20 protein-coding genes and 5 pseudogenes are annotated in these 23,881 nt (G+C 61.0%); 18 read left to right on the top strand and 7 right to left on the bottom strand.

Annotated elements, in window-relative coordinates; translation table 11 throughout:
* Positions 1-8 precede the first annotated feature (8 nt).
* Positions 9-1,193, bottom strand: a complete 1,185-nt coding sequence (locus tag ACVWZM_RS20305; protein WP_456854456.1) for a DUF2235 domain-containing protein — start codon at positions 1,191-1,193, stop codon at positions 9-11.
* Between the two features lie 631 nt (positions 1,194-1,824).
* Here ACVWZM_RS20305 and ACVWZM_RS20310 point away from each other — a divergent pair.
* The 3 genes from ACVWZM_RS20310 (at position 1,825) to ACVWZM_RS20320 (ending at position 3,801) form a co-directional block, all read left to right on the top strand.
* A complete protein-coding gene (locus tag ACVWZM_RS20310) occupies positions 1,825-2,721 on the top strand; it encodes a 3'-5' exonuclease (protein WP_456854457.1) in 897 nt (298 codons plus the stop codon).
* 235 nt (positions 2,722-2,956) lie between these two features.
* The gene (locus ACVWZM_RS20315; RefSeq protein WP_456854459.1) at positions 2,957-3,205 is read left to right on the top strand and encodes a hypothetical protein; all 249 of its coding nucleotides are present in this window, start codon (positions 2,957-2,959) and stop codon (positions 3,203-3,205) included.
* A complete protein-coding gene (locus tag ACVWZM_RS20320) occupies positions 3,202-3,801 on the top strand; it encodes a hypothetical protein (RefSeq protein ID WP_456854460.1) in 600 nt (199 codons plus the stop codon). The genes ACVWZM_RS20315 and ACVWZM_RS20320 overlap by 4 nt, the downstream gene beginning before the upstream one ends.
* A 56-nt stretch (positions 3,802-3,857) precedes the next feature.
* Here the strand turns inward: ACVWZM_RS20320 and ACVWZM_RS20325 are convergent, their stop codons facing one another.
* Together ACVWZM_RS20325 and ACVWZM_RS20330 are read right to left on the bottom strand one after the other, a co-directional pair.
* Positions 3,858-4,178 (bottom strand): hypothetical protein, encoded by a 321-nt coding sequence (locus ACVWZM_RS20325; protein ID WP_456854462.1) that lies wholly within the window; start codon positions 4,176-4,178, stop codon positions 3,858-3,860.
* Positions 4,179-4,359: 181 nt separating this feature from the next.
* A pseudogene (locus ACVWZM_RS20330) lies at positions 4,360-4,569 on the bottom strand (helix-turn-helix domain-containing protein); the annotation flags it as partial.
* A 92-nt stretch (positions 4,570-4,661) separates the two neighbouring features.
* On the opposite strand from ACVWZM_RS20330, the pseudogene ACVWZM_RS20335 reads away from it, so the two are divergent.
* Both ACVWZM_RS20335 and ACVWZM_RS20340 read left to right on the top strand, forming a co-directional pair.
* Positions 4,662-5,091 (top strand): annotated as a pseudogene (locus ACVWZM_RS20335) (transposase); the annotation flags it as partial.
* A gap of 306 nt (positions 5,092-5,397) precedes the next feature.
* Positions 5,398-7,194 (top strand): hypothetical protein, encoded by a 1,797-nt coding sequence (locus ACVWZM_RS20340; RefSeq protein ID WP_456854464.1) that lies wholly within the window; start codon positions 5,398-5,400, stop codon positions 7,192-7,194.
* A 233-nt stretch (positions 7,195-7,427) separates the two neighbouring features.
* On the opposite strand, the gene ACVWZM_RS20345 is transcribed toward ACVWZM_RS20340, so the two are convergent.
* On the bottom strand, positions 7,428-7,655 hold the full coding sequence (locus ACVWZM_RS20345) for a hypothetical protein (protein ID WP_456854466.1): 228 nt from the start codon (positions 7,653-7,655) through the stop codon (positions 7,428-7,430).
* Positions 7,656-7,862: 207 nt separating this feature from the next.
* On the opposite strand from ACVWZM_RS20345, the gene ACVWZM_RS20350 reads away from it, so the two are divergent.
* From ACVWZM_RS20350 to tnpC, 7 genes and pseudogenes are all read left to right on the top strand, one after another.
* Entirely contained in the window at positions 7,863-9,650 is a 1,788-nt protein-coding gene (locus ACVWZM_RS20350) for a PHA/PHB synthase family protein (protein ID WP_456854467.1), read from the top strand.
* A gap of 730 nt (positions 9,651-10,380) precedes the next feature.
* Positions 10,381-10,648, top strand: a pseudogene (locus ACVWZM_RS20355) (IS5/IS1182 family transposase); the annotation flags it as partial.
* Positions 10,649-11,185: 537 nt separating this feature from the next.
* Positions 11,186-11,393: pseudogene (locus tag ACVWZM_RS20360) on the top strand (group II intron reverse transcriptase/maturase); the annotation flags it as partial.
* A gap of 411 nt (positions 11,394-11,804) precedes the next feature.
* Positions 11,805-12,275, top strand: a complete 471-nt coding sequence (locus ACVWZM_RS20365; protein ID WP_456854468.1) for a DUF4238 domain-containing protein — start codon at positions 11,805-11,807, stop codon at positions 12,273-12,275.
* Between the two features lie 112 nt (positions 12,276-12,387).
* On the top strand, positions 12,388-12,816 hold the full coding sequence (tnpA, locus tag ACVWZM_RS20370; protein ID WP_456854469.1) for an IS66-like element accessory protein TnpA: 429 nt from the start codon (positions 12,388-12,390) through the stop codon (positions 12,814-12,816).
* Entirely contained in the window at positions 12,813-13,166 is a 354-nt protein-coding gene (tnpB, locus tag ACVWZM_RS20375) for an IS66 family insertion sequence element accessory protein TnpB (RefSeq protein ID WP_456854470.1), read from the top strand. The genes tnpA and tnpB overlap by 4 nt, the downstream gene beginning before the upstream one ends.
* A 50-nt stretch (positions 13,167-13,216) precedes the next feature.
* Positions 13,217-14,823: pseudogene (tnpC, locus tag ACVWZM_RS20380) on the top strand (IS66 family transposase).
* A 576-nt stretch (positions 14,824-15,399) separates the two neighbouring features.
* Here the strand turns inward: tnpC and ACVWZM_RS20385 are convergent.
* From ACVWZM_RS20385 to ACVWZM_RS20395, 3 genes are all read right to left on the bottom strand, one after another.
* Entirely contained in the window at positions 15,400-16,659 is a 1,260-nt protein-coding gene (locus tag ACVWZM_RS20385; RefSeq protein WP_456854471.1) for an arsenic transporter, read from the bottom strand.
* The gene (locus ACVWZM_RS20390; RefSeq protein ID WP_309143748.1) at positions 16,659-17,942 is read right to left on the bottom strand and encodes an MFS transporter; all 1,284 of its coding nucleotides are present in this window, start codon (positions 17,940-17,942) and stop codon (positions 16,659-16,661) included. Before ACVWZM_RS20390 ends, ACVWZM_RS20385 begins: the two co-directional genes overlap by 1 nt.
* Before the next feature lie 133 nt (positions 17,943-18,075).
* Positions 18,076-18,525, bottom strand: a complete 450-nt coding sequence (locus ACVWZM_RS20395; protein WP_057021152.1) for a hypothetical protein — start codon at positions 18,523-18,525, stop codon at positions 18,076-18,078.
* 185 nt (positions 18,526-18,710) lie between these two features.
* Here ACVWZM_RS20395 and ACVWZM_RS20400 point away from each other — a divergent pair, with 185 nt between their 5' ends.
* The 6 genes from ACVWZM_RS20400 to ACVWZM_RS20425 all read left to right on the top strand — a co-directional run bounded on the left by ACVWZM_RS20400 (position 18,711) and on the right by ACVWZM_RS20425 (position 23,824).
* Positions 18,711-19,169 carry a hypothetical protein gene (locus tag ACVWZM_RS20400; RefSeq protein WP_199805383.1) on the top strand — a complete coding sequence of 153 codons (459 nt, stop codon included), beginning with the start codon at positions 18,711-18,713 and terminating at the stop codon, positions 19,167-19,169.
* Between the two features lie 105 nt (positions 19,170-19,274).
* The gene (locus ACVWZM_RS20405; protein WP_057021154.1) at positions 19,275-19,940 is read left to right on the top strand and encodes a response regulator transcription factor; all 666 of its coding nucleotides are present in this window, start codon (positions 19,275-19,277) and stop codon (positions 19,938-19,940) included.
* Positions 19,937-21,328, top strand: coding sequence for a sensor histidine kinase (locus tag ACVWZM_RS20410; protein ID WP_456854474.1), 1,392 nt, complete (start codon positions 19,937-19,939; stop codon positions 21,326-21,328). Before ACVWZM_RS20405 ends, ACVWZM_RS20410 begins: the two co-directional genes overlap by 4 nt.
* 215 nt (positions 21,329-21,543) lie before the next feature.
* Complete coding sequence (locus ACVWZM_RS20415; protein WP_456856720.1) at positions 21,544-22,548, top strand: TAXI family TRAP transporter solute-binding subunit; 1,005 nt, start codon at positions 21,544-21,546, stop codon at positions 22,546-22,548.
* Positions 22,549-22,580: 32 nt separating this feature from the next.
* Entirely contained in the window at positions 22,581-23,174 is a 594-nt protein-coding gene (locus ACVWZM_RS20420) for a hypothetical protein (RefSeq protein WP_456854476.1), read from the top strand.
* A 35-nt stretch (positions 23,175-23,209) separates the two neighbouring features.
* Positions 23,210-23,824, top strand: a complete 615-nt coding sequence (locus tag ACVWZM_RS20425) for a DsrE family protein (protein ID WP_057021157.1) — start codon at positions 23,210-23,212, stop codon at positions 23,822-23,824.
* The last annotated feature ends 57 nt before the right edge of the window (positions 23,825-23,881 follow it).

Consider the following 23,881-nt stretch of genomic DNA (forward strand, 5'->3'; position numbering starts at 1 on the left):
TTCGTGCCTCAATCTTTCGGTACTTGAGAAAGATCGTCGGCCCGCACCGATCCGGAAACCTTCGTGAGGTCTGCCTTCTTCCTCTCGGCCCATGTCGATAGATTCTTGGGACGGTATGTCTCGTCGCTCTGCCATCGCTCGAACACGGATCCGTCGATCGTTTCGTTGATCGAACTCTCGATGGCGGTACGCGAATCGATCGACTCCGCTCCTATCGGCCGCTGATACTCCTTTTGAAGGTACCTATAGAATCCGCCGAGAAAGCTTCCGTAGGAATCTATGACCGGCGACCTGATGGTTGGAGAAAACTGATCGACATCGCTGCGGAACGACAGCCCTTGAGCGGCGGCCCGCTTCATGATCCAGGCAAACGGCCTCTGCGACAGCAGATCGTTCGAGTAACCGCCGCCGACATTGGCGTGTGCGCCTACAAACCAGCGCTGCTCCGCCTCCACCAGCGAACGAGGTGCTCTCGGTTGGTCGGCATTCGGATCCTTCGGTACGCTCCTGGTCCATAGCGTCGGAGTGAAATCAGGCCGGTGCTCGTCAATCGCCAAGGCGTGCGCGGCAGTGATGTTCGGGGTACGCAGGCTGGTATTGAGAAACGAGTGGCTTTTCTTGAAGCGACTGATGCCCACGGGCACGCCCAACGATCCCACGGTATCGAAGACCCCGAGAAACTTGATGTTCACGAAGCGCGAGTAGCGGACCAACCAGTCCTCCTCCAAGGTGGGATCTTTTGGAGGATGGTTGATCAGGCGCTCGATGGACGGGACCTTCAGTCCCAGTCGGTACCGATCGTAGAGCTGCCTGATCGACAGGGGCCCCCCGGGTTTCAATACTCCGCAGCGTGAAACGAAGCCGGACAAACTGCGCGCCGTGTAGGATCCGCGGGAAAACCCGAAGATGAAAATATCGTCTCCGTCGTTGTAGTTTTCGACCAGCCACTGGTACGTCTCGAGGAGGATGTCGTCGATACCGACGCCGAACATCCCACCGCGCACCTTGCTGCCGACTTGCGTTCCAAGACCCGCATTGTAGTAGATCGACTGCCTGACCTGATCGGCGCCGAGGGGGGCCGTGAGTGCCCGGAGTCTCCAGACGTTCGTATTATCGTTGGTCGTATTCCACGTTCCGTCGAGAAATATCGCAATCCGCTTGCGGGGCTGGTCACCCGCCAATTCGCCGACCATTTTCAAAGACCTTTGTTGCAAAATAATAGCCACAGTACCTGTAGTTGCGGCAATTGGCGAGATGCGATTTCGTTCTCGAGCCGACCGGGGCAGAACGCTTCACTGTAGAAGGGTCGCGATCACGTACACTGCCACGGCCATTCCGAGACAGCGCCGCCATGGATTCACGCCTCGGATAATCTCGTCCGCGGCCCAGACGAGAAACCCGCCTTTGAAAACTACCGTCAGGGCGACGCTGAGCTTGCCGGCGGACGGCCAGATCCAGAGTAGAATGCCCGCCGTCGTCACGAGACGAGATTGGGCCATTGAGCGATCGTGACGGCGCCGGTCTCGCGATTGCGGAAGAACCAATTCAGGATTTAGCGCACGGTCGCGGCTCCCTCCGGCCTTCAACACCCCACGTAGGAACGCGCCGGTCGTTGTGGACAAACCGTAGGAACGGGCGCGTGTTCCGAAGCCGAGTGTTCGCCAGCCGCGCCAAAGCGGAGCGAACACGCCGGCCTGTTCTACCTCGATACGCTCGAACCGGACCGACACTCTACGAAAACGCCGTGAATCGCCGAATCTCAGGTACCTTATGACGCACTCTTGTGCGAAACAGACCGACCGGATCGCAACACTTCGAGCCCCGATGCTGCACGCCCCGATGGATCTGGCCGCGATGGCCGAGGCCCTCAGTCTTTCTCAAGATTACCGCGTGCTGCGGCGCCTGGTTGCCCGACCCACGTACATTCCGACCATGGGGCAGGAGGTCAGGACCGTCGTCCTGCTCGACACCGAGACGACCGGCCTCGACCACGTCAAGGACGAGATAATCGAGCTCGGGATGGTCAAGTTCGACTACACGCCGGACGGTCGGATCGTCGGCGTCAGAGACACCTTCTCCGCGTTCAACGAGCCGTCCGGCCCGATCCCGTCCGAGGTGACCGCAATTACGGGTATAACCGACGAGATGGTCGCCGGTCACAGATTCGACGAGGCCGCCATCACAGCCTTCGTCGAAGACGCGGTCATCGTCATAGCCCACAACAGCGGCTTCGACAGGAAGTTTGCCGAGCGCTACTGGCCCGTGTTCGAGTACAAGGCCTGGGGCTGCAGCATGAGCGAGATCGACTGGCGCGCGCACGGCTTCTCAGGTGCGCAGCTCGGCTGCCTGCTGAACGGAGCCGGCTTCTTCCACCAGGCGCACCGGGCAGTCGACGATTGCCACGCCTTGCTCGAGGTTCTGGCTTACGAACTGCCGACCACGGGCGCGCCAGCGCTCGCATTGCTGCTGGAGACCGCTCGCAAAGCGACCCTGCGGATCTGGGCAGAGCGGGCGCCGTTCGAACTCAAGGATTCGCTCAAAAAACGTGGCTACCGCTGGTCCGACGGCGGCGACGGGCGGCCGCGCTCCTGGTACGTCGACGTCGACGAGGCGGCCCTCGACGGCGAAATCGCGTTCCTGCGGACCGAGATCTACATCCGGGACGTCGAACCTAGTGTGCAGAGGCTGACCGCGTACACCCGGTTCTCCGGGAGGATCTAGCGGAATCGCGCATCAGCGATCAGGTCGTCGTCGCCTATCCGATCGCTCGCCGCCCGCGCGTCAGAGTGATAAGCTTGCGAGACAACAACCTGGGAACGGGCGCACGGTTGACCGTACTAGTCGAGGCGAAAAAATTCACCGGCAAGTTCTCGACGTTGAACGGCACGAAGACACTTCCCGCCGCTCGCGCCGACATCAACAATCGCTGATCATCGTCGGCTATCCGAGCCGGAAAGTGGCCGTGAAGACGGTCGGGCGCTGGCGCGAGCGTATGCTGCTCGCGATGGCTACGGGTTACCTGACGCCGGACCTGCGAACGACGCGGTACTTCAGAAGTCTCGAGCAGACGGAAAAAGTCGGCGTTTCCGTCCTGCTCGGGGAGGCGTTCACGCACTGGTACGCCCAGCGTCACATGAACATCGAGTACCTCGTACACCTCGCCGGCGTCCGCGGATGCGAGTGGGTGACGCCGAAAAAACGATGAAACCGAAGGCCGGTGCCGCATCCCCCGCGCCGAAGTCCCGCCCGGATTTTATCGGCATCCGCCGGACCGAAAGGCACGTGTTCGAAAGCAAAGGCCGTCAGCGACAGCCGAGCACAAGCGCCGAAGCTAAAGCCCTCGGACAGGTGTCGACCCTGATCTCCGCGAACGGCAAGAGACCCGTGACGCGCTGCGCGACCTTCTTCATGCTGAAGGCGTCCGGAGCCGAGGGAAAAGTCATTGATCCGCCCGCAGAGGGGCACCGGATCGGTGTCGAGTTCGACGAACGGGATGCGATAGCGAAGGCCTACTCGTTCTTCCTCGACAACCCCGTTGCGGAACTTCCGGGCGATATTGCACCGGGATACTTGGGACGCGAAATCGAGAATGGCGTCTTCTTCGGGCTCGACGAGAAGGTGTTCAAGGCCATCGCGGAACGCCCAACCTCGGCACCGTCACGCAGAGCCCGCGTCCGTGAGATATTCTCAATCCTTTCCACCCGTGAACAGCAGTACGAGGCCAGAAGAGACGACGACGCATCTCCGGGACGAGACGGCACCCTGCTCATCGATCGGCGTCCTCCGAACGACCACGGCTAGGCAGCTCCGGCAAGACCCTCGCCCAAGCGGCCGGCCATGGTTGTCGGAAGACGGTCTTACGGCACTGGCCTGCTGCGATCGTAGTGATATTCCAGCAGCGGATTGCCCGAATTGGTCGTCACGCGAGAGTTTATCCGTTTGGCGAAATCCGCCAAGTCGGTGACGCCAACCAGAACAGTCGAGAGTTGACCAACGCTCAGGAAGGCCGCATCCAGCAACGATTTGCGGGCAGTCCGACCGATAGTGGCGAGCTTGGCCAGCTCGTCGCCGATCTTAGACATGACGTCCTTCAATTTCGACTTTCTCGATCGCCGCAGCGCGTCCGCCAACGCCCAGAAGAACTTGTCGTCGAGCGTCCCGTGGTCGAGAAGCGTCACGCTCAACCTCACGATTTCCCTATCCCGGAAATCGAGACGGCGACCGTCCTCGAAAACTATCCGGCCGTTCGTGCGCAGCAACCTGACCAGCTCCGACGGAGCAATCGCTACCGGCGTGTCACTGGAGAGAGAAAAAGAATGGCAGCTTGACAACAAACCGCAATTACAGGGTCGATTGACAGGCAACGACCATCGCTTCTTCCGCGGTCGAGAGCACGGTCGATCGCACAGTCTTGGGGCCCATCGGCGCATCGTGGACAAAGGCGCGTTTACGCCACTTAGCGACGGTCTTCTGATTGAGACCGTGCTGGGCGGCTAGTTCTTTGAGCGAAGCCATTGCCGCTCGGATGGCGTGCGTGGTCGTGGCGCTGCCATGGAGTATCTGGCCCATAGGTCCTCCCGGAATGTGGGATCAGCATGGCTGATTCCCCCACACCCCGGGACTAGACACCTAGCGTCTGTGGAACTGGAGGTCGACGCTACACCGGGCCGGCCTACGGTGAGAAGAGCGCTGAGCATCTGGCCGAGCGCACGGCTACCGTGACCGGATCTGGGAGACCCGCGCGCTGTCGAATTGGTATTTCCCAAGCTGCGCAAGGGCACCTACTTCCCGGGCTTCCTGGAGCCGCCGCCGCATGGCCGAGAAGGCGCTCACCGCCGTGCTGCACGAGGCCTATGTGCAGGGCGTCTGTGGGCGATCTGGGATGAGCGGCATCTCCAAGAGCCAGGTGAGCCGGCTGCGCGGCGAGATCGACGACAAGGTGAAGGCGTTCCTCGGCCGCCCATCAAGGCCGACTGGCCGTACATGTGGATCGACGCCACCTGTGTGAAGGTGCGCCAGAATGGTCGCATCGTCTCTGTCGCGGTGATCGTCGGGCTCGGCGTCAACAGCGATGGACGGCGCGAGGTGATCGCCCGCCGTTCTGAGTGATTTGCAGCATCAATCCGGACACACCGCCAGCAGCCGATCGCAAGCGCATCCAGCGATTTGTCAATCCTCGGGCAACCTCGCGCATGAGCTGCCGACGAGAACGGCGCATACGCCATACCATCAAACCTTGGGTTGCAGACGCCTTGTGCCAGACTGCGTCAAGAATTCCGAAACCGCTGATTGCCACAAGTGCATCCCGGTACTCTTACGACTTGACGTTGGCAATGCAAACGAGCCAGTATCGGGTGTAAAATCTAATCGTTCACGGTTTGGTTGAGGGATGAGCAAATGATGTTCGTTCTCAAGGCTGCCGTCGCAATTATTCTTCTTTTCGTGATCTTTGGTCTGCGAAATTTCGACTTCGGAACTATCGGTGCTGTCCAGCTTATCGACGGAGACCATGAGACGCTTGTCGTCTACGGCCCCGCTTTGGGTGGAAGGACAGTTAGGCCAGACCTTGAGAGACTCACCCACGAGTCTTGCCCGAACGCAGACATGCTGGTCCCCACTTACAGCCATAGCTGGGCTTCCAATATCGATCCCTATGACATCACGAACATGATTGAGGGTGCGATAAGGGATGCTTACGACAGGTATCACTACGAGAAGATTATTCTCTTTGGCTACAGTACGGGCGGCCTATTGCTCCGCAAAGCGTATCTTTGGGGGCACGGCTTGGAGGATCGTCCCGACATGCGTATGCGCGGCCCGCACCCTTGGGTCAATCGTGTGGATCGCTTCGTCTCGCTCGCGGCGCCCAACCGCGGGTGGCCAAACGAGAAGCCAAGAAATCTCAATTCCTACCTATACGCGTTTGGCTATGCTGCGAGACAGGTTGGATACCTGACCGGCACAGGGCGGTTCATCGCGAGCCTGATGCAAGGCTCGCCGTTCGTCGCTAACATGCGCGTTCAATGGATCGATTTGTTCCGCTCCATGAAATCTTCTCCTGACGATCGGCTACCGTTGGTCATCCATCTTCTCGGAGATAAGGATGAATTGGTGGATCGCGAGGATAGCATAGATCTTGAGGCAGGCTCACCTGATGACATCATCATCAAGACCCTGGAAGGACTATCCCATGCGGAAATAGCGTCGCTACTGTACCAGGAAGATAGGCGTACATTGAGCCCCGCCGGAGGAGCAATTCAAATGGCTCTCACTCGAACTCGCGGGGAGTTTCCGCCGTATTGGGCCGACAAAGCGAGAGCGCTCCAAACCGACACGAACATCAAGCAGCTCATTTTTGTCATGCACGGCATTCGGGATGAGAGCACGTGGCCCGCGGAAGTCAAACGATCAATCGAAAGGCAGATCGGCGATCGAGCGGCAACTGTAAAGATCATCCCACCTCTCTATCGCAGATTTGCAATGCTGCCCTTTCTTCTCTACTGGGATCGCCAAGAACACGTACGCTGGTTCATGGACCAGTATACGCAAGCAGTAGCCATGTATCCGAACGTTGAAGCGACGGACTTCATAGGGCACAGCAATGGCACCTACATCTTAGCCAGCGCGCTGCAGCGATATCCCGTGTTGAAAGTGAGGAACGTCTTCTTTGCAGGTAGCGTCGTCCCAACCCAATACGATTGGGCGGGGCTGATCAGCGCGCAACGAGTGACTGGAAGAATATGGAATATCTGTGCGGACGCCGATTGGGTTGTGGCAATATTCCCGCAACTGTTTCAGCAGATCTCGGATTTGATGAAGCTCAAGACCCAACCCGGCCCTCTCGATATCGGCTCGGCAGGCTTTCATGGCTTTCGTCACGGAGCGGGTGACGAGGAAAAGCTTTTTAATCTGAAATACATCTCTGGCGGACACGGTGCTGCTCTTGAGCCTGCGATGGTTGATCCCATTGCGACCTACGCAGCGGTCGATCCGACGTTGGACTTCATCCAGCGTTGGCGACCGGAAGATCGGCCGCAACCATCCCGCTTGGAGTTCATATCCAATCTGAGTTGGTTGATCTGGATCACGGGGATCAGCCTTATCGTGGCGATTGGACTGGTGGCGTATCATTTTGGGCGCTTCTGGCTATTAGCCTATGGGACGTTGCTGTTCGGCCTCTTGATGACTGTCTGAATTGGCAGGTCGAAGACGACCGAGCGGCGAAAGCCGTAAGACCGTCATCGCTAATAGCGGGCTTTGCAAGCGCTTTTTGGCGCGGGAGGTTGTTGCCGGGAGCATGGTCGTCTACGCGGTCGACATTGGTCGCCGCATCATGGGCTTCGCGGGAGGATCCTTCCAATGTATGTCTCGCACGCTCCGAGCGAACTCGTGGTGCAACGGTCTTAACGGAATGAACCAGCCTGGATTTAGACCTTCAGAGCCCGCAACTGACTGCCGAAAGCCGCAAGACGGGCGCGGGTCACCTCTGGGATCCGGCGGTCGGCTGCATCGGCGACGACTTCCAGCAGTTGCTCGACACCCCTGGGCCCGACGGGAGCGGCAATCCCGAACTCGGCATGGGAGGCGCGGATCGAGTTGATGACGGCAGCCTGCGGGCGGATGAAGAGATGAAGACATGGCGCGCGATGAAGCATCAGACAGCTCTGTTGTTCGACCGTCTTGGCACTCTCGTGCCCGTGGAGGAGCCGTCCACAGCATCAATTGCGGAAGTTGATCCGTAGCACCGGTTCACCCTATGGAGGTATCTCTTTATCGTTTTCCAGTCGCTTCCGGCTAGGCGTTAGTCTTCTGGAAGCAGGCGAGCCTCCAGCCAAGAGGCTCGGCAACTACACGGGAAAAACATGACCGGCAAGTTGGTGCAAGCCGCACGGGACCCTCTGGCCCTTGCGGGGCAAATTCAGAAAATCGCGCAACAAAGCCAGATGCTGATGCTGCGTTTCGCATTTCATCAGACGAATGCCACGAAAATTAGTATGGTCGATGTGACCGTTGGATTCGATTTCTTCGAGCTCATGATCAAGATGATGAGCGACCCGGTCGCGGTCGCGAGGGCTCAGATAGACCTATTGAACGACAGTTTGGTCGTTTGGCAAAAAACGAGAGAGCGCATGTTCGATATTCGCGGTACGCGATATTCGGATGCGCCGCAGGACAAGCGCTTTAATCACCCCGAATGGAGCGAGAATGCCAACTTCAGCTTTGTAAAGGATAGCTACCTCGTTGCCGCAAAATCGATTCTCTCGGCTGTCCGCGGCGTCAAAGGCATGGACCCGGCTGTGGCTCGCAAGATCGATTTCTACACGCGCCAATTTGTGGATGCCATGTCCCCCTCGAACTTCATCGCGACCAATCCAGAGGTTCTCGCGGCAACACTTGAGTCCGGAGGGCAGAACCTGCTGCGCGGCTTGCAGAACCTTCTCGACGATCTGGAGCGCGGCGAAGGCCAGCTCGCCATTACCATGACCGACATGAAAGCCTTTCGTCTCGGTGAGAATATCGCAACAACTCCTGGGAAGATCGTCGACCAGAACGAATTGATACAGCTGATCCAGTACCAGCCCTCAACGAACGAAGTTCGGAAGCGACCGCTGCTCATCGTGCCAGCGTGGATCAACAAGTTCTATGTTCTGGATTTGCAGCCTAAAAATTCGTTCATCAAGTGGGCCGTCGATCAAGGGCATACGGTTTTCGTCATCTCCTGGGTGAACCCCGATGAAAAGCTCTCTGGCAAGAGCTTCGAAAGCTACATGCTTGAGGGACCTCTTGCCGCACTGGACGCTATCGAAGCCGCGACGGGAGAGCGGCGTATCAATGCAATCGGATATTGCCTCGGCGGCACCTTGCTCGCCTCTACGGCGGCCTACTTGGCTGCGAGGCGCGACGAACGCATTGCAAGCGCAACCTACTTCGTGACGCTTGTCGATTTCACCGAAGTCGGTGATATGGGTGTTTTTATCGACGAGGGGCAACTCGCCTCACTTGAAAGACGCATACGTCAGCGGGGCTATCTCGAAGCCCAGGATATGGCGACCTCGTTCAACATGTTGCGAGCCAATGACCTCATTTGGTCTTTTGTCGTCAGCAACTATCTGCTTGGCAAGGAACACGTGCCATTGGATCTTCTATTCTGGAATTCGGACCCGACACGCATGCCGGCCGCTATGCATTCATTCTACCTGCGTCAGATGTATCAGCAGAATCTCCTGATAAAGCCAGGCGGGATCAGTCTCGCTAATACACCAATCGATCTATCGAAGATCACCACGCCGAGCTTCGTCCTCGCCACACAAGAGGACCATATTGCGCCATGGAAATCCACCTATGCAGCAACACGCCTATTTTCTGGACCGACCAAGTTCGTGTTGTCGGCCTCGGGGCATTTGGCCGGTGTGATCAGCGCTCCAGGCAGCAAGTATGGTCACTGGACCAACGATAGTCTGCCAGCCAGCCCGGACGAATGGTTCGCCGGGGCGACACCTCACCAGGGATCATGGTGGCCGCTTTGGGACGAATGGGTAACGCATTTTGATGGAGAACGCGTTCCCGCGCGCGAACCTGGTGGCGGCAAGACGGCGATTATTGAAGACGCGCCGGGCTCTTACGTGCGCCGGAGATCGACAGCTGCGTAAGTTGCGGAGTACGAAATCGGCGCGGGGTCCGCGCGCCGACCGACGCAACGAAATGCTTGAATCTATTGATATCCGCGGGGTCAAATTTTCGCAGCTTATTCACAGCCATGAGTCGCCGCCGAACAGCGCATCAGCATCAACGGCCGGCTGCTAACCGATGCGCAGGCAATGACGGTGCGCGTGGCGGTCAAGCCGGATGTGCAGTTAAGCGATCTCATCCGCCCAGCCAGCGAGGTCCTTGACCACACATTGCATGCCATCATAAGCGGCAACGTTGTTGGTAGACGTGAGAACGATGTAGCCCTTATTCAGTGCCACCGCCGCCGTATGGCGTTCGACGTGGCTATCGTAGGCTCGATCCATTTTGCAGGCTGTCTAGGGGCGCCTTCTTCCAAAGTCCAGGGGGAAGGGCCGGTGTAATCCTCGCTAGATTGCGTCTGGCATCCGCTTCGCGCGCGATGCTTTCCGATCGCCTTGTCCTCTGCCGCAGCGGCCAGTTGCGCGGGTATCCGATGTCGGCGCGTGTGCGGGAGCAGCTTCTTCTTCAGCGCCGCAATTTTGTGGTCGGCTGTGAACAAGCCTGTAAGCGATTGAGCGGGAGTCTGTTTTGGGGATTTGACGGCGTTTGAGATTGCAGGGATTTGAGGCTTGATGGCCGCAAACCTTGCAAATTCGTTTTGTGGAGTCCTCTCCGCTGTGAACCGTGCTTCTGTGGCGCACCGGAGGGACGATGCGGCCGAAGAAGCACAAGACGACGGGATCGAACGATCTGTTTCGGGCACGGCTGGACCAGATCATCAACATGAAGCACGAGCTCGTTCTGCTTGCCGGCAAGATCGACTGGGACTGGATCGACGGCGAGATCGCCCCGCTCTACAGCGAGAACAGCAGGCCGGGGATCGAGACCCGATTCATTATCGGGCTGCTGTTCCTCAAGCACATTTACGGGCTGTCCGATGAGGGGGGGCGAGCGCTGGGTGCACGATCCGTACTTCCGTGTGCCTCGTCGCTGGTGCGTATCTGCCAGCGTAACTGTGTTGAAGATGGGAGTTTGGCCTCCCGAAGCCGGCCTGCAGGGGCAGGCTTCAAACCACTCCAGGCTGCTGCGTTTAAGAGACGTGGTGGTGAACGCTGGGGAAAAGGCGGCGGGCTACGCCGTCAGGTGAGTGACGAGAAGATGAGCGCAAGCGAACCGCCGATAACGCATCGAAATGGGTCCAGACGCTGTCAAAACGGGCATGGGGATAGTGATGCTCGGAAGAGTGTGGGCGATACCTGCTTACGGTCCACGCGACAGCCGGTGTATGGGCGGCATGATCTCATCACAGGCTTCAATCCGGAACGAGGAAACCTGGCTCGGGGTGTAAAGGGGAATCCGCAAGTGGCGCACGCCACGAGGGAGAACACACCAATACCCGAGACAGGGACGGAGCAGCTCGTAGTAGCGCTGAAGTGGCTGTAATGGCCATGGAGCGAAGGGGCTGCGTTACCCTGTCCGACATCGGACGCCAACCGGCTTTGTCGGGAGGAGCGCCATGACGCCGGACAAACCGTTGCCAATCACCAAGCGTATGGTCTGGGAGGCCTACCAGCTGGTGGCAGGGAATGGACAAGCGGCGGGCGTCGATGGCCAGAGCCTGGATGAGTTTGCGCAGGACCTTGGGAATAACCTCTACAAGCTCTGGAATCGCATGGCATCGGGAAGCTACTTCCCCGCCAGCGGTAAGGCGCGTGGAGATTCCCATCCAACCGGCTCGCCGTCTGCCTGCAATGAGTATTATTCTCGCCCGTCAACAACCTGGCTAGGGGACGTGCGATTGGCCGTAATCGTTGAAGCGACAAAGTTCACCGGGCGGTTCTCGGCACTGAACGGTGTCAAGGCGCTAAGCGCCACTCGGGCGGACATCATCCGATCGCTGCTTATCGTAGGCTATCCAAGCCGGAAGGAGGCGGTGAGAGTCGTCGGGCGCTGGCGGGGCGGATGCTACTCGCGATGGCCACCGGCTATCTGGACCAAAATCTGAGGACGACGCCATCGCCCCTACAAGAACATCTATCGGCAGCGCGTCTATCCGATAGAGACGGGCCTCAAGGACAGGTTGTACAAAAAGAAAGGTGTTCCGCAATCGATCGCAACAGGTCGAAGACAAGTTCATGAGCCCAGTCGACAACTTCGCCGCGAAGGCCCTCGTCTCGATCGAGACCGACGTCGACAAGTTGAGGAGCGATGCCGAAGCGAGGTCGGCTTGGTTGCTTTTCCTGATGTCGCTCATGACCCGGATGCCCGAGGACGTGGCCGCCCTCACGCAGGTAGTGGAAGACGACTGGAAGCGGGATCTTCCGCACCTAAGGGAGAAATATGCCCCCAACCGCAGGCCGGACGATCCCGAGACGATCGAGGAGTTCATCGAAAAGAAGGATCCCGAATACATGGGACGATGGGTCATGGACGATCTGCCGGAATTGACGCATCACGAACAGATGGGGCAGGCACTCAACGCGATGCGCTGGTCCGTCGTGGTCACGCCGGACGATGCGTCGCCGTTTCTGATGCGTCGCCGTTTCTCACGTCCGATAGGCCACTCTTCATGTCGAAGACGTTCAGCGAACCCGAATGCTACCTGACCCTCCCTATCGGTCCCCACCGCCTGTTCGTCGGTAAGCGCTCAGCCAATACCCTGGCTTCGGGGTTGGATTAGATGTGCGAAGAAGCCTCCGGCTTGAACGGAGGTTTGGGATGGGATTGGACGGCAAAAAAGACGCCCATTTGGACGGCTCATCAGTTGGGTCTGGGGTAGTCAGCCGGCTTGAAGTGCTTGAGGGACCGTCCGGGCGTCGTGTGCGTTCAGAGGCCGAGCGGGCTCGGATCGTCGGCGAAAGTCTGCTGCCGGGTGCTCAGGTGGCGGAGGTGGCGCGCAAGCACGGGGCGACGCGCTGGCAAATTTACGATTGGCGACGACGCTTCCGACAGCGCGGCGAATTACCGTCGTGCGACGCTCCGCAGCCGCCGTTCGCACCGCTGGTCGTGGAGGGGCCGTTAGAGGAGCGTCACGTTCCGGCAGTCAAGCTCGAGATTGCGATTGGCGACGTCGTCGTGCGGACGGACGCGGCGATAGATGGGGAGCAGCTGTCTCGAGTGATCCGCGCGGTGCGGGCGTCACGATGATTGTCCCCGGCTCCGAACTGAAGATTTACATCGCGATGCGGCCCGTCGACTTCCGCTGTGGGCACGATGGGCTTGCTGCGAAGGTGCAGGAGATGCTTGGTCTCGATCCGTTCAGCGGTGCAGCCTTCGTGTTCCGGTCGAAACGGGCGGACCGGATCAAGATTTTGGTGTGGGATCGAACGGGCCTGGTGCTGGTGCACAAACGCCTCGAGGGTTGCAAGTTCGTGTGGCCAAAGATTGCGGACGGCGTGATGCGGATATCGCCGGCGATGTTCGCCGCGCTGTTCGAGGGCCTGGATTGGCGGTTGGTCCGCCCGGAGGAAGCGCGGCGTCCACAGGTCGCTGGATAAGTGCGGCAGAATGACTCTGTGCCGAGTTGGGCATGGCGCCGGCGGCGCAAATGTGCTCGACATGGCGCATGAGCACCGCGACGCTTCGCGACGAGAATGAACGCCTGAAGGCGCTTTTAGCGCAAACGCAGGCAGCATTGAGCGAACATCAAGCGGCGCTGGCAACGTCGGAAGAAGCGCGGCGCCGGTTGGAGGTCATTCTCGGGGAACTACGCCGAGAGAAGTTCGGAGCGAAGTCCGAGAAGCTGCGGCCAGATCAATATCATTTGCCGCTCGAAGACGTGGAGATCGCGCAAGGCGTCCTGGACGCGGCACAGGAGAAGGCTGCGGCGGTCATCAGGGGCCGATCGCGTGCTGGATCGGATCCGGACCGTCATCGCAATCGGGGCTGCTTGCCTGCCCATTTGCCGCGGGTGGAGCGGATCCTTGAGCCTGCGAGCACGTTCTGTCCGTGCGGTTGCGGTGCGATAACGAAGATCGGCGAGGACGTCAGCAAACGCCTTGACGTGATCCCGGCACAATGGCGCGTGCTGGTCACGCGCCGCCCGAAATACATCTGCCGCCGCTGCTCCGGCCCTGTCGTGCAGGCGCATGCACCAGAGCATGTCGTGCCTGGTGGACTACCGACCGAAGCGGCGATTGCGCAGGTGATCGTCTCCAAGTTTGGCGACCATACGCCGTTTTACCGTCAGGCCGAGATCTATGCGCGCCAGGGGATCCGGCTTGATCGGGCGACACTGGGCAATTGGTCAGGCCGCGCCTGCTTCCATCTGCAGCCCATTGCCGACCACATGCGCCGCCATCTGGCAGCGGCGGATCGGCTGTTCATGGATGAAACCACGGCGCCGGTGCTCGATCCCGGGCGTGGTCAAACCAAGAAGGGCTACTTCTGGGCGATCGTCTCCGACGACCGCGGCCATAGCGGCCCAAGTCCGCCGATCGTGCTGTTCCGATATGCCCCCGGTCGCAGCGGCGCCTTCGCTGAGCAGTTCCTGGACGGCTTCAACGGACGGTTCCTGCAATGCGATGCCTATGACGGTTATGATCGGCTGATCGAAGTCGCTCGACCGCAAGGGCCGTGGACGCTCGTACATTGCTGGAGCCATTTGCGCCGGCGCTTCGTCAAATTGGCCCGCAACAGTAAATCGCCGATCGCCGAGGCCGCCGTCCGGCAGATCGCACAGCTCTACGCCATCGAAGCCATGGTACGCGGTTCATCGCCGGACATCAGGCTGGCCGCACGCAAGGAACACTCGCTGCCCCTCGTCGAGGCGTTGAAGCCGTGGTTCGAGAAACAGCTGTCGATGATCTCCAGCGGCTCGACGCTCGCTGATGACATCCGCTACGCGCTCAATCATTGGCAGGGGCTGACGCGCTTCCTCGATGACGGGCGTCTCGAGCTCGACACCAATCCGGTTGAAAACGCGATCCGGCCGATCTGCTTGACCAGAAAAATGCGCTCTTCGCCGGTCATGAGGTCGGAGCCGAAAACTGGGCCTTGCTCGCATCCATCGTGGCTACCTGTAAGCTCAACGACGTCAACCCGGTCGCCTACATCGCCGAAACGCTCACGGCGATCATTACCGGCCACCCCCAAAGCGAAATCGACGATCTCATGCCATGGCGGTTCCGCAAAACGTCAAGCCAGCATCAATAGGGTTGCAGCTAAGCGCTTACGTTCGTCGCGACCAATACCGAAGAAATCGAGCGAGAAAGTTCAAGGACAGGCCGCCCAAGGAATTGGCTCACGAGGTCAACTCTCAGGTCGCCAAACAGGCCGTGAAGTACGTCTACGGGATCGACCATTCAGAGTTGGAATTCGTCGACAAGCTGATATCGACCGACCGTCCGCCGAGGCTCATGGAACGGTTGCGCGACCGGCGTAGGCAGAGACACGCGCCCGCTTCGAAGCGCCCCTGAGCCGCCTCGAAATCGCCCGACATTGACGGCCGAGTCGGTCGGCGCGGTGGTACACAGCGGTGGTCACAAACCTAGACCGGGTTTTTTGGGAATCCTTGTTTTTCGGTTGTTTTAGCGCGTTCGGGACAAAAGGGATGGGAGTCCCACTCTCTCCGCCATTTCCACGATTTAGTGCGCCAAGCCGCGATCTTCTACGATTTTGTGCGACCGGCGGCGCGTATGCAGCGCCTACACAACATGCGCGGCCCCGCCAAGAGAAGTTGAGCCCTCTTGGAGCTCCCCCCGTTTCTGGCAATCGAAGCCGCAACCGCTCTTATGAGGCAGACAGCGAGAGCGCAAGCAGCGAAAGTACCAATGCCGGCGGCATGACCACAATGCCGAGTTGCAGAAAGCGAAGCGCGCCAACATGCTCACCCTCGCGCCGCAGCGCGATCAGCCACAGGATCGTGGCGAGTGAACCGGTGACTGAAAGGTTGGGTCCGAGGTCGACGCCGATCAGGATTGCGCCGGTGACGTGATGGGACGCCTGCGCGGCTTGCGTGGTCGTCGCCGCGATCAGACCCATCGGCAGATTGTTGATGAGGTTCGAGGCGATCGCCGTGATGACGCCGGCGCCCCATGAGGTTGCGTGCGGCGATCGCGCGGCGGTTCGCTCGAGCTCTTCCGCGAGTGCCGGCAGCACGCCGGTGCGATTGAGGCCCTCGACCAGGATGAACAGTCCGGCGACGAGAGGAAGGACCGACCATGAGATATCGCGCGCGATCGATAGCGGCGATGTGCGGCCGAGCAGGAGCACGATCACGGTCACCATCGCCCCGCAGGCAAATGTCGGGATTCCAAGATCCAGACCCAACGCCGATGTGGCGAGCAGGACCGCCGCCGTCGCGCCGATGCCGGCGGCGACGATCGCGGCACTTCTGGCAAGCACGGCCGGCTCTCCGTCGCGCACATCGACACTACCCGACAGGCTGTTCCGCAGGCTGAGCCGGAGCATGATGAAGGTCGCTGCAATCGCCACGGTCGAGGGCAGCAGGAAGTAGTGCAGCCACTGCGGCAGCGTCGGCATCCGCGCGCCGAACAACACGAGGTTGGCCGGATTAGAGATCGGCAGCACGAAGCTGGCGGCGTTGGCGATGAACGCACAGACGAAAAGATACGGCAGCGGCTCGACCTTCGCGGCACGGGTCGCGGCGTAGACCGCGGGCGTCAGCACGACGGCGGTGGCGTCGTTCGACAGGAAAATGGTGACCAGCGTACCGACCGCATAGACGATCGAAAACAACCGCGACGCTGAGTTGCGCGAATGCTTGACGGCGAGTTCGGCGAACCAATCGAACAAGCCCTCTTTCCGAGCGACCTCGGCCAGCAGCATCATGCCGATCAAAAAGAAGTAGACGTCCGTTCCCTTGCCTGCCGCCGCGACGGCGTCTCGCCACGGCAACAGGTCGAAGGCGATCAGCAGGACGGCGCCGGTCACTGCCCAGATGTATTCCGGCAGATTCCAGGGGCGCGCAATGACGCCCAAGGTCGCAAGACCGGCGATTCCCCAGGTCGCGGCGTTGTGAGTGAACATCAGGCGACACTCGCGGCGCTTGAAACCATTGCATCCGATGCGTGCCCGGGCTTTGTCGCACAAGCAGGCTTCAACAACGGCGCGAAGACGCTCCACAGCGCGACTGAGACCGTGGCGCAGCCACCGAGAATGAGAAACATCGGCCCGTACCCGAACTCCTGCGCGATCCAGCCACCGATCGCAGGGCTGAGCGAGGCACCGATGTTTTGGACCGTCATGACCGCGCCATGGCCGGCATTGATCCGCCCGGTCCCGTCGAGAATCCGCGCGACGAGGCCGGGCACTGCCACGCTCTGCAATCCCGCGCCGACGCCGTCAAGAATCTGTACCGGATAAACGCCCCAGCTGTTCAGGAGCCACGCCGCGATGATGCCCCGGACCGGCAAGGCGATGAACGACACCAGCATGACCAGCCAGTAGCCCTCCCTTTCGGCCATCCGCATCGCAACCAGCGAGGTCAGGATCATGGTGCCCTGGGCGATGACGATGGTCATCGCGACGAAGCTCGCGGGGTCGGCCTGCTTGTCGGCCACGACCGCCAGGCCGTACAGCGGGAGCATCGCCGCATTGCCGAGGTGGAAGAACAGCAGAGTTGCGGCGAGGATCAGCAATGGCTTCGATTCGATCAGCACTTGCAACCCGCTCGCGCGCTTGTCGTCCGTGCTCTCGCGTTCGAGCCCGCGGGCTGCGTCGTCGTCGATGGACGCGCTCGGGATCATCATAACGGAAGCGATCGAGAGAACACCGAAGACCGCCGCGAGCCAGAACACCGCGGTGAAGCCGTACACCCAGCCGACGAATCCGGACAGCCCGGCGCCGACCATGTTGCCGGCGTGGTTGAAGGCCTGGTTACGGCCGTTCTGTCGATTGAAGCCTGCCTGGCGGACGATACCCAGCGTGATGCCGGCGACGGCCGGACCGATCGCGGCGCCGGCAATCGCCGTCGCGACCTGTGAGGCTGCCACGAGCCAGAACTCCTGTGACAGCAGCACGATGCCGGAGGCGACGACACTGCAGATGCCGGGGATGATGACGAACAGCTTCTTGCTGCGCGTGGCGTCGATCAGGGCTCCGGCCGGCGTCGTCATCAACATCCCAGCAACGCCGCCCGCCGTCATCACCGTCCCGATCCAGCCGGCCTGCCAGCCCTGCGCGAGCAGAAATACGCCGAGGAACGGCCCGATGCCGGCCTGCATGTCGGCGATGAAGAAGTTCAGCGCGAGCAGCGGACGGAGCGCCTTCTCTGGACTTGCGCTGTATGAGGCCGTCGGTGCTATCGACACGTTGCATCCCGATGCTTGATTAAACAAACTGCCTGTCCGATGAGATCCTCGACGCACCCGAGCCGGTTGAGTCCGGTTCGGGTCCGGTTTCCTGTTACGGCTGCTCAGAGCGGCGTCAGTCGTCCCCTAAGCGTCAAGCAGCTTCGTGTCCGTTGCCGACGAGCTTGGCTTTCCGGATTCGTCCGCCCAATTCGACGTGCAGTTCGTAGGTCTCGCCGTTGCGCCGGCCGTCTATTTCGAAATGCTTGGGCTTGCGACGGGGCGTACCCATCGGTTCGAACCCGGCCGAGCGAGCGGCCTCGATCGCTGCGGCGGGGTCTGCGGGTTCGTGGTGGGCGTGCTCGGGCTTCTTCTTGTGCTGGATCGTCACGCCCGCGCCATCGCACGCGAAATGCGTCACCTTGAGCTCAGAAGGCTTCTGCTCGCCTTCCAGTTCGACATCGGCTCCGATCCGGAGCTTGACGAGGTCTGCTCCATGCGGCGTGAGATCGGCAAGCACCATGCCTTTCGGGGTCTGAACCACAAAGCGGTGCGCAAAAACGTGCACGATCCTGCCGGACAATTTGATCTGGTCTTCCGACATCCTGATCTCCTGATTTTCTACTGTTCGTGATTTGCTCAAAGCGCTTTGGGCCCAGGGGGCGGTGGCGGTGCTCCGGGCGGTGGTGGCGGGGCGTCAGCCCGCGGTGGTGGGGGTGGTGCCCCTGGGGGCGGCGGCGGAGGCGGCCCGTCGGCCCGCGGAGGCGGCGGTGGCGCGCCGCGAGGCGGATGCGGCGGAGGACCGAAGGCTTCGGTTCGGCCGTCGGCATGCGAGACGATTTGAGCGCGGAAGATCCCCTGATCGAACATTCCCTGGACCGTCACGATCTCTCCCCTGGTGACGGCATCGGCATTATCCCCACGCGGTCCGAGATCGATCAGGGCGCGGCCGCCGCCGTCCTCCATCAAGAACATGTGGCCGAAGATCTCAGCGACGTTGCCGCGCACGGCGGACGGACCGCCGGGTTGCAGCCTGTCGATCGCGGTCGGCTGCAGCAGCATGACGTTGCGCGGCGGCCAATTCTGGGCGACGCGAACGCCAGCGGCACCGGCCGCTGCGCCGGCGACAAGCACGGCAAGCGCGGCCCCTGCCAACAGGCCACGATGCCGGACCTGCCGACGCCCAGGCAGCGACGGGCTCGTATCCCTCTGTGCATCGCTTTCGGTCATTGGACGCTCCTTTCATGATTGCGATGCCTGAAGCCTAGGACACTGTCCCCAATCCAGCCTGAACCGTTCCGTTCAGCTTGAGTTAAGCTTGGGCGCCTAGTTCCGGTCCGAGGTGTGAGCCGAATGAAAATCCTTCTGGTCGAAGACGATCGCCTGCTCGCGCAAGAGATTGCCCGAGCCCTGCGTGAGGAGAATTTCGCGGTCGACATCGCCGCCAACGGCGAGGACGGACAGCACCTCGGCGAAACCGAATCCTACGATGCCGCGGTGCTCGATCTCGGGCTGCCCAAAGTGCCCGGCGTCGAGGTGCTGCGCGGTTGGCGGAAGCAGGCCCGGCACCTGCCGGTGCTGATCCTGACTGCGCGCGACGGCTGGACCGACAAGGTGGAAGGCTTCAAGGCCGGGGCCGATGACTATCTCACCAAGCCATTCCGGATCGAGGAACTGGTCATGCGCCTTCGCGCGCTGGTCCGTCGCGCCTCGGGGCATGCTGTGCCGCGAATTTCCTGCGGACCCCTGAGCTTCGAAACGCAGACCGGCGTGTTCGAGCTCGATGGATTGCCGTTGAAGCTGACCGGGTTGGAGTGGCGTGTTCTCGAATGCCTGATCCTGCGCAAGGACACCGTGGTCGAGCGAGGCCTGCTGTCGGAAAAGGTCTATGAGGGCGACGTCGGGACGGATTCGAATTCCATCGAAGTGATCGTCGCGCGGCTCCGGCGCAAGGTCGGCAAGGCGCTGATCGAGACCGAAAGGGGCCGCGGCTACAAGCTCAACTCGGGATCCCCATGATGAGCCGGAATGCATCGCTCGGCCGGCGCCTCATGATCGGAGCCGGCGTGTTCATCACCGCGGCCCTGATCGTCGCCGCGATCCTGATATCGTTCGTGCTGCATCGATTCGTGCAGGGGCAGATCGATCAGAGGCTCGACGCGCAGATCCTCTTCCTCGCGTCCATGCTTGAAGCCGACGGCGCCGGCAACATTCGTCTGGCGGGATCCGCCGACGGGCCGCCATTCGATCGACGCCGACGCGGCTGGTACTGGCAGATTTTGGGGCCAAAGAACGCCTTGCGGTCGCGGTCGCTCGACGGAGCGGATCTGGCTCCTCCCGATATCAGCAACAGACCCCTGCCGCCCCCGCCGCCGCCTCCCCCGATCGGCGAAGATCCGCCTCCGCGAGAACGCCCGCTGCCTGCCGACGGCAAGGGTCCATACGACAACGTACTCCACTTTCGCATTTTGAACGTCGCGGTGTCCGGCACTCCTGTCACGATCGTGGCCTCCGCGCCGAGAGACGCGGTGCGCGGGCCGTTGTGGGAAGCAATGCGCACGTTGGCCTTGTCGCTCGCGGTGCTCGGCATCGCATTGATCTTAGCGATGCTGATCCAGGTTCGTCTGGGGTTGCGTCCCCTCGAACGACTTCGTCAGGCGGTCGCCGATGTAAGAGCTGGACTTCGCGACAACGTGCCCGACGCGCAGCCGGGCGAGGTGCAGCCATTGGCCACCGAACTGAATGCGCTGCTGGTTCAGAACGCCACCAACCTGGAGCGGGCGCGCAAACACGTCTCGAATCTGGCGCACGGACTGAAGACGCCGCTTGCGACGCTGGCGGTCGCGCTGCAGAAGCAATCGTCAGGCTCAGAGGATCTTCACGGTCTCGTCGTCCTAATGGACCGGCGCATCCGGCATCATCTGGGCCGCGCCCGATCGGCCGCACTTGGCGGTCCGGTTCGGACAAGAACAGTAATCGCGCCACGCGTCGCGGATCTCGGTCTCGTCCTCGGCAAAGTGAACGCCGACAAGACGATCGATTTCGTCAATCATATACCAGCCGGCCTGGCGGTAGCCTGCGAACAGCAGGACGTCGACGAGATGCTGGGAAACGTGCTGGAGAACGCCTTCTCCTGGTGCGGCAGCAAGGTTGTCGTCGAATCTCGCGAGGAGACGCGAAGTGTCGTCCTCGTCGTCGAGGACGATGGACCGGGGCTTTCGCCGGAGCAGATGTCGCAGGCGGTGCAGGCCGGCCAACGGCTCGACGAAAGCTCTCCAGGATTCGGCTTCGGGCTGTCGATCACGCGGGAACTCACCGAGCTTTACGCCGGATCCCTTAGCCTGGACCGGTCTCCACTCGGGGGACTTCGAGTGGCGATACGTCTGCCGTCCGCGGGGCTGGAGTGAGGGAAATCCCGGATGTCTGGTGCCGGTGACCGGTCCCTCGCTGCCGCGGCGTGGGGGGACACGCACAATGGATAATCCGGAAGGAGTAGTGGGCTCCCCCATGGGGAGAAATAGCGCGCGCCGATGAACTGCATGAAACTACGACAAAATCACCGATCGGCGAGGGCGGAGATCCCATGGGACAGACCGCAAAAAGGGAATTGCACCCGTTGCGCATGCTGGCGCTGCTGATTCCGCTGCTCACGACCGTTCCGCTGTCAAACGTGGATGCACAGGCGCAACCTGCTGCACCGCGTCAATTGCGCCGTGAGCCGCCGCCGCAAAAGCCGCAGGTGACGATGAATGCCTGGACGATCGGCCTCGCCGGGGGCCTGCTCGAGGGCGCGCCCATTCGTCTCGCGGCCGAAATCGCCCGCGTGGTAGACGATGGCGACAAGCTGCACGTGTTGCCGGTCGTGACGCGCGGGCCGACGGAGAATGTGAACTCGCTGCTGTATTTGCGCGGCATCGATGCCGCCATCATCAATTCCGACGTGCTCGAGGAATACAGGAGCCAGGTGCCGGATATCCAGCAACGGCTGGCTTTCGTGCTGAACCTGTTTCCGTCCGAACTGCATATCTTCGTTCGTCCCGAGATCCAAAGCCTGAGCGATCTCGCCGGCAAGAAGGTGAACTTCAATAATCTGGGTACCGCGGCGGCCTATTCGGGGCCGCTGATCTTCAGCCGCCTTGGCCTCGATGTGGAAAAAACCTTCATTCCCCATCAGGTCGCGCTCGAGCAGATGCGCAAGGGCGAGGTGGCCGCGGTCGTCTTCATCACCTCGAAGCCGGTGGATGCCTTCGTGCGCGGCCGCTGGGACCCGGGGTTCAAGTTCCTGCCTGTTCCCTATGACAGGAGGTTCGAAGACTTTTATCTTCCCGCCTCGCTCGAGGCCACGGAGTATCCCAATCTCATCAAGCAGGGCGAGCGCGTCACGACAATCGCCGTGCCGACCGCCCTGGTGGCTTTCAACTTTCCGGCCAAATCGAACCGCTATGAGCGCCTTGCGCGCTTCGTGGAGTATCTGTTCTCGCGGATCGACAAGCTGCAGCAGCCGGGCTTCGACCAAAAGTGGAAGACGATCAATCTCGCCGCGACCGTTCCCGGCCTGACGCGCTTCCCCGCAGCGCAGGCGTGGCTCGATCGCGAGCCGCGCGCCGCCGCAAATACATCGCAATGAGACGCGCGGCGACCTGCGCGGTGGCTGGAGTCTTGCTCGCAAGCGGCATTGCTTCGGCGCAGGCGGCAGGATATCGCCAGATCGCTCAGCTCCGCGATTGCTCCGCCAAGGAACGCTCCGAACGGCCGGAGTGCTCCGAGAAGACACCGCGGGCGTCGGCGCTGTCCCAGGCGAACCTGGGTAACAGCTGGGTCGTCAGCCTGACGACTTCACCGCTCGACTATTCACCGGTCGCCACCGCCACGACGTCATCGCGCGACGGTGCTGGCGAAAGCGCAATGACGCTTTCGATTCGCTGCCATGGCGGGCGGAGCGAACTGATCGTCGCGGGCTCCCGCGTGTCCGGTCGCGGCGATGGATATGCGATTTCCTACCGCATCAACGACGGTCCGCCGCAGCAAGTCGCGGCAGCTGTGCCTGCGTCCGGGACTGGCGTTGCGTTCGGCGGTGACGTGGTTCGCTTGCTGCAGTCCCTTCCGGACGGCGGAGGTCTCAATATTCACCTCGCACCCCGTACCGGACCGGCGCTGGATGCGGTGTTTCCGTTGGGTGGGATGGATGTGGTGCGCGCGAAGATCACCGCTGCCTGCAGGTGGCCACAACCGACCGCAAAACCCAACGGCTAGAGATTTCAATGACGTGTCTTTAACAGGAGGTATCCATGCGCGTGTTTCAGCATATTGCGAAGGTAACCATCATCGGAGCCGCAACGGCGCTCCTGGCCGCTTCATACGCTGCGGCGGAGCAAGGCGGCGGACGGTACTGGACACCGACAACAACGAACCGCACTGCGGACTATCAGCACGTTTCAGAAAAGGTCCAAAGGGTTCATATCTCGCGCAAGGCGACCACCCACAAGAGGGAACGATCTCCTCTCGACGCCAACGCCCGGCTTCCATCCAACGCCAAGTCGCACAACCTGATCCTGCAGGTGAACACGAACGATCCCGCAGCCATGAATCTCGCGCTCAACAACGCAGTCAACGTTGCGCAATACTACAAGGATCTCGGCGAGAAGGTGAAAATCGAGGTGGTCACCTTCGGACCCGGCCTGCACATGCTGCGCGACGACACCTCGCCGGTGAAAGCCCGTCTCGAGGAAATGGCGCTGAGCACGCCGGAGGTCTCGTTCAAGGCCTGTGGCAATACCCAGGAAAAAATGCACAAGGCCGAGAACAAGGATATCCCGATTGTTCGCCAGGCGGAGGTGGTGAAGTCAGGCGTCGTGCGCGTGATGGAACTGCAGGAGAAGGGCTGGTCCTATGTGAAGCCGTGACCTGTGGCCTAACCCGAAAGGGGTGGGTGGGGTCCTCCATGCGGGCTGTAGGCTTCG

This window comes from Bradyrhizobium sp. USDA 4501, from assembly GCF_054062115.1.